This is a genomic window from Candidatus Neomarinimicrobiota bacterium (genome assembly GCA_034716895.1).
Taxonomy (GTDB): Bacteria; Fidelibacterota; UBA8477; order UBA8477; family JABMPR01; genus JABMPR01.
In genome coordinates this window covers 1-5,805 of the sequence record JAYEKW010000020.1, presented here as the reverse complement: position 1 = coordinate 5,805, position 5,805 = coordinate 1, and the positions used below count along the sequence as shown (strand labels likewise).

5 protein-coding genes are annotated in these 5,805 nt (G+C 45.7%); 4 read left to right on the top strand and 1 reads right to left on the bottom strand.

Annotation, left to right across the window (positions count from 1 at the left end):
• Nucleotides 1–618 (bottom strand): hypothetical protein (locus U9Q77_01820; GenBank protein ID MEA3286102.1); only part of this gene is annotated, 618 nt, incomplete at its 3' end.
• Here U9Q77_01820 and U9Q77_01815 point away from each other — a divergent pair.
• From U9Q77_01815 to U9Q77_01800, 4 genes are read left to right on the top strand one after another with little or no spacing between them, the layout of a single operon-like run.
• Nucleotides 617–1,540 carry a hypothetical protein gene (locus U9Q77_01815; GenBank protein ID MEA3286101.1) on the top strand — a complete coding sequence of 308 codons (924 nt, stop codon included), beginning with the start codon at nucleotides 617–619 and terminating at the stop codon, nucleotides 1,538–1,540. The two genes, U9Q77_01820 and U9Q77_01815, sit on opposite strands and share 2 nt — an antisense overlap.
• A gap of 16 nt (nucleotides 1,541–1,556) precedes the next feature.
• Nucleotides 1,557–4,103, top strand: coding sequence for a M1 family metallopeptidase (locus tag U9Q77_01810; protein MEA3286100.1), 2,547 nt, complete (start codon nucleotides 1,557–1,559; stop codon nucleotides 4,101–4,103).
• Nucleotides 4,087–4,443, top strand: a complete 357-nt coding sequence (locus U9Q77_01805) for a hypothetical protein (protein MEA3286099.1) — start codon at nucleotides 4,087–4,089, stop codon at nucleotides 4,441–4,443. Before U9Q77_01810 ends, U9Q77_01805 begins: the two co-directional genes overlap by 17 nt.
• 24 nt (nucleotides 4,444–4,467) lie before the next feature.
• Nucleotides 4,468–5,613 carry an aminotransferase class V-fold PLP-dependent enzyme gene (locus U9Q77_01800; protein ID MEA3286098.1) on the top strand — a complete coding sequence of 382 codons (1,146 nt, stop codon included), beginning with the start codon at nucleotides 4,468–4,470 and terminating at the stop codon, nucleotides 5,611–5,613.
• The last annotated feature ends 192 nt before the right edge of the window (nucleotides 5,614–5,805 follow it).

The window sequence follows — 5,805 nt, the reverse complement described above, 5'->3', positions numbered from 1 at the left end:
ATCATGTCCCCGGTTCATCCACCTCAATGATCCATCATGGATGGATTCGATGCCATATTCAAGAGTGACCTGAACCCGTTCGTTCAACCGAGCTAAAAATTCCAACAAAGCTTCATCTACACAATCGCTGCGGGTACCGATATCCAGTCCCACCACGTCGGGATAGTTGATAGCCTCTTCATAGAGCAGCTTCAATTTTTTCAGTTCAGCGTAAGTATTTGAATATGCCTGAAAATACGCAATGTATTTTTGGACATCGTAACGTTCCTGCATGAAAGGAATGGAGGCCTCCATCTGACCAGGAATGGACATGTTATGGTTGATATAATGGGGCACAAAGCTGTCGTTATTACAATAGATACAACCACCAAAGCCTTTGCTGCCATCCCGATTGGGACAGGTGAATCCTCCATGCAATGAGACTTTGCGAATCTTCTCCCCATACGTGTTTTGCAAATAATAATTGTAGTTATGATAGCGCCGGTTTAACCAGATTTTCGCTTGATTTCCTCCGCCAATTGGTGAATTTGCACTCATGTCAGTATTTACATTATTTGCATCAAATGTCGAGCTTCTTTTACAGAGAATTCCATCAATAAATGGGGGAGTGAGTTTCATGAAAAATCCTTTTCTGATCCTCGTTGTTTACATTCTGGGAATCACATCCCTGGTTTTTGGACAAGTCAAAATATGTAGAGTTGACCATCCTTCCATCGATGAACAGAGCGCTATTGTCAAGAGTCGTACCTATGATAATGTTTTCTGGGTATCCAACGACTCAGATACAGAACCGTATATCTTTCCCCTGAATATTGAGGGAGAAATTATCATTCCGGGGTACCTACAAAAATATTATGGTGATCAGGAAGACAGGATTTACCCAGGTATGGAAGTTATTGAAGCCACTTTGTATGATTGGGAATCGATGGCTGTATTGGGTGACACACTGGTCATTGGCGATATCGGGAATAACGGGAACGCCCGGCGTGATCTGGGGGTTTATCTGATTCCTGAACCCAACCCTCATGCATCTCGCAAGATCAGACCCCTGGCCTGGTATCCAGTGCGCTATGAGGATCAACATAAATATCCTCCATCTGAGTGGGAGTACGATTGCGAAGCCATTTATACATTCAAGGGAAAAATCTATTTTCTTACCAAACATCGCTCTGATCAACACATTTTTAAACCGTCTCCGGCCACCAAACTTTATCGGATGGATACGCGGCATACTTCCAAAGTAAACGTGTTGAAATACATCAGCCGTAAAGAGAATCTGGGAGGCTGGGTCACCGATGCTGATATTGCTCCAGATGAATCAGCTCTGGTTGTGCTTGCCCAAAATCCCCTGGTTTCCACGATCTGGTATTTTCCCAGGCCCAAAAGGGGTGATGACTTCCTGTCTCAAACACCCCAATCAGTAAACTTACTAAAAGTGGATCAGGCAGAAGGCATTTGTTTTAAGGATGCCAACACCTTGATCATTACCAATGAACAACGCGATTGGTTCGAAGTCCCGTTATCCGCATTTTCCAAATAATTTCGAAGGATCAAGTATGAAATATAAGCAATTACAACAACGTAGACAGTCACTTCATGATGGTTTTACCCTCCCGGGAGCAACTAAAAATTATGCACCAGATTTGAAGCTGGAACCGATCCATACCGAGATTCACCTGACCATCGATCTTCAGGGACGGGCTGCCACTGGATATGCCTTGATTACCATTCGAGCCAATGTTGAGGGCGCGCAGTCTCTCAAGCTTGATGCGGTGGACTTTGATGACCTCATCGTGCAGGATGTTTCAGGGAAAGCTCTTACTCACAGCTATGATGACCAGTTGATCAAGCTATACTTTCAATCGGGATTATCAGCCGGTGAGGAACGCGTGATCCGAATCGACTATTCCATCAAGGAACCACTCACAGGCCTTAAATTTTCACAACCGGATGAACAGCGTCCCCAATTTCCCCTGTATGCTATCACTGACAATGAGACGGAGCGCGCTCGCTATTGGTTCCCCTGTATAGACTTTCCCACCGTTCGCTCTAAAATGGAATATTATCTTACTGCTCCAGAATCGTTGACCATCCTGGCCAATGGAGCGCTGATCTCAGAAAAAGTGGAAGCAGGTCTGAAAACAGCTCATTGGAAGCTGGATTACCCTTGCCCGAGTTACCTCGCCTGCATTGCAATCGGTGAATTTTCAGAATACCAGGATGAACCTCTGGGCAAACTACCCATCGCTTACTTTGCGGATAAATCTTATACACCAGAACAGCTGAAACGCACTTTTGGTGCAACTCGCAAGATGTTGATCTGGATGCAAAAGAAGCTTGGTATGGATTTCCCTTATCCCAAATACTATCAGGTAGCTGGTCGTGAAATTGGCGGAGCCATGGAGAATATCTCTCTGGTGACCTGGGATGACAAATTCATGCTGGATGAGACCATGGCGCTGGAGTGGCAGTATATCATGGATCTAATCAATGTGCATGAAATGTCCCACTCCTATTTTGGGGATGCCATCGTAGCCTATGATTTTGCCCATGTCTGGCTTAAAGAGAGCTGGGCAACCTACATTGAGTCAGTTTGGTTGGAGGATTCTGAAGGTAAAGATGCCATGGATTGGCAAATGGCTGAAGAGGCTCTCAGCTATATGGGTGAGGCAAAAAATAAATATGTACGTCCCATTATCACCCGGGAATATGATCACAGTTGGAACATGTTTGACATGCATCTTTATCCCGGCGGTGCCTGGCGTCTACACATGCTGCGACATTTGGTCGGAGATGGGGAATTCTGGGCCGGTGTCCAGGACTATGTGAATACCTACGCCCGGAAAACAGTAAAATCATTGGACTTTCAACGCTGTATCGAAAAACATTCCGGTCTAAATCTGGACAGTTTTTTTGACATGTGGTTCAGATCCAAGGGGTATCCTATTCTAAAAGCAGCTTTTGAATATGATAACAAAAAGGGTCGTGGGAAATTTACCATTGAGCAAACACAGGTGGATCAGGATAAGGGTGTGGAACTTTTTGAAATGGATCTGGACCTTGTTTGGCAGGATAGTGAGGGACAGGATCATCTCGAAACCGTTCACCTGGACAAAGGGGTTCAGATCTTCCAGATCAAGATGGATGAGCCCAAACATATTATCCTGGATCCCCACATGAAGGCTCTTTTTGAAGCAGAGTTTAATCCCGGTGATGAGAAACTACGACATTTATTGATGAATGGTCAGACCGTTCGGAGTATGATGCAGGCCGTAAGTGAATTAGCTAAAACCGGGAAACGTAAGAATTTACAGGCGATCCGCGATTATCTCGAAAATGAAAAGCGCTGGGGTTTGCGCATCCATGCTTATCGCTCCCTGGAAAAAGTAGGCAACCCGTATGCTTATGATCTGCTGGCGGACCTACTGATCAGAGAACAGGATCCCATGGTCATTGAAGCAGCAGCCAACGCTTGCGGCGCTCATCGTTATCCATCCTTAAGAACTGCCATTTTAACGAAACTGCAGGAAAAAAGCCTGCCTTATCGAGGGCAGATGGCTCTTTTGGAAAGTTTGGGCAAGCAGGGTGATGCAAGTGATCTGCCGCTTCTTGAAACTAATTCTAAACAAGACGGCTGGAGAAATCTGGTGAGAGCAGGAGCTTATCTGGGTCTGGGTGCCAGTCGCTCAGAAGCTGCCTGGGAAACACTCCATGTCGGTATGGAACACCCCGTTCATTTTTTCGATGAAAAGATTGCACGACTCGAGGCAATAACCAATCTACGAGACTGGTTGCCAATCCATTTGAGGAAGCAAGCCTCTCAAGCTTTGTGTGATGCCACTGAAGACCCCAGCTATTCTGTGAATATCACGGCAGCTCACAATTTAGGTGCTGCCAGGATCAGTGAAGGGTTGGCTTCTTTGAAAGCCTTGTTCACTCGTCTTCCGGTTCAGGATCACCCCCTGATAAAACGGCAGATCCAACTCATCCAGGCTTCGGGAGATTCTGCTGAGAACAAAAAGCTGCAAAAACAGTTAGATGAACTGAACGAAAAATATGCCGGCATGGAAAAACGTCTTCAGGAGGTTGAAGCTGAAAAATAGGATCTGTTTTCGTCGACTTCTAATCATCATCCTGCTAGGGGGGCTGCTGTTATCCTGCGCCACGGAATCAAATATTCTGACTCTGGAACTGGAGATTCAGGAACTGATCTGTCTGGATGGCCAGCATATCTTCGAAGGGCGGATACTTTCATTGACCGGGATCAAGGCAGTGACTGTCAATATTCAGACGCAAAAGGCGCAGATTAAGTATCGCGAAAATCATGTTACAGCTGAAGAGATCAAAACTTACTTGATGGATTATGGTTTTACCATTGATGGCATAAAGGGGAATATTGCGGCCAGAAAACGACTACCGTCCTGTTGTCATCACGAAGGATAAACTGATAATTAGAGGAGCTTCCCTGTGATCACCCAGACACAATTCCGCAGCTATTTTGATGTTGCCGGTCAGCGGCTCTTCCTGAATCATGCTGCCTATTCACCCTTATCCAGACAGGTTGTTCAAGCCATGGATGAATTTTTTGAACACCGTCGCCTGGGAGATCCCCTAACCTGGAATATTGCTGAGAACCACATGGAGGGACTCAGAAGTAATTATGGTCGATTGATCAATGCTTCCCCTCAACGAATTGCCATCATGGCCAACACTGTTACAGGTATTAATGTCTTGGCAACAGGATTGGATTGGCACTCCGGAGATCATATTCTGCTCTATGTCAATGAGTTTCCCGCCAATGTTATGCCCTTTCTCAATCTGCGGAAAAAAGGGGTGGAGGTTGAGTTTGTGGAAGCCTGGGATGGCCGGGTGACACCAGAGCTTTTTGAGTCTGCCATCAGACCAGAAACCCGCTTGATCTCAATAAGCAGTGTTCAATATTTGACAGGCTATCGGGCTGACCTGAAGGCTATTTCTGAGCTTTGCCATTCGCAGGATATTCTGTTTACTGTTGATGCCATCCAGTCTATTGGAGTGATTCCCACTGATGTAATGGATCTGGGGATTGATTTTTTAGCCGCTGGTGGACATAAGTGGTTGATGTCTCCCCTGGGGACTGGTTTTCTATACTTGACCAAAGCACTTCAAGACAAACTGAATTTGACCTATCTGGGTTACATGGGTCATGCGGATCCTACTGATTATGGGAATTTTGAACAGAAAATGAGTCCAGATGCCCGTCGGTTTGAATTGGGGGCCTTTAATGCACCTGGGATCGTGGGTGCTGAAAAAGCCACTGAATTGCTCCTGGGATGCGGGATCGATAGCATTAATCGTCACGTTCGGGCTCTGCTTAAACAATTTGAGTGGGGTTTGGCGGATACAGATTTCGAACTGATGTATGCATATTCCGAAACAGAAGTGAGTGGTATCTGTATGTTCACTCATAGAGAGAGTAAAAAGAATGAAGCGGTGTATGAGGCTCTTTCAGAAGCCCAGGTCAACCTTTCTTTGAGAGGTGGGGGACTGCGGATCGCCCCTCATTATTACAACACGATACAGGAAATTGAACAATTGCTGGATATTTTAAAACAGTGGGATACGGGTGCCTAAGGCAGCCCTAAAGTGAAAGTATCACATGGTCTGCTGTCGACGAGTTGCAGCAATCTGATCAATTGAATCCCTATAATTTATACCGAATGGGTCTGGCTTACGCAGGTTTGAGGCAAGATGACAATGCCGCACTCATGGAACAGCGAGCTCAGGAGCTGAATGTCTTTAATGTCGAGTAGGCCTGTCACCACC

Coding starts and splice junctions, on each gene's coding strand:
- U9Q77_01810 (MEA3286100.1), top strand. CDS start 1,557: ATGAAATATAAGCAATTACAACAACGTAGACAGTCACTTCATGATGGT.
- U9Q77_01815 (MEA3286101.1), top strand. CDS start 617: ATGAAAAATCCTTTTCTGATCCTCGTTGTTTACATTCTGGGAATCACA.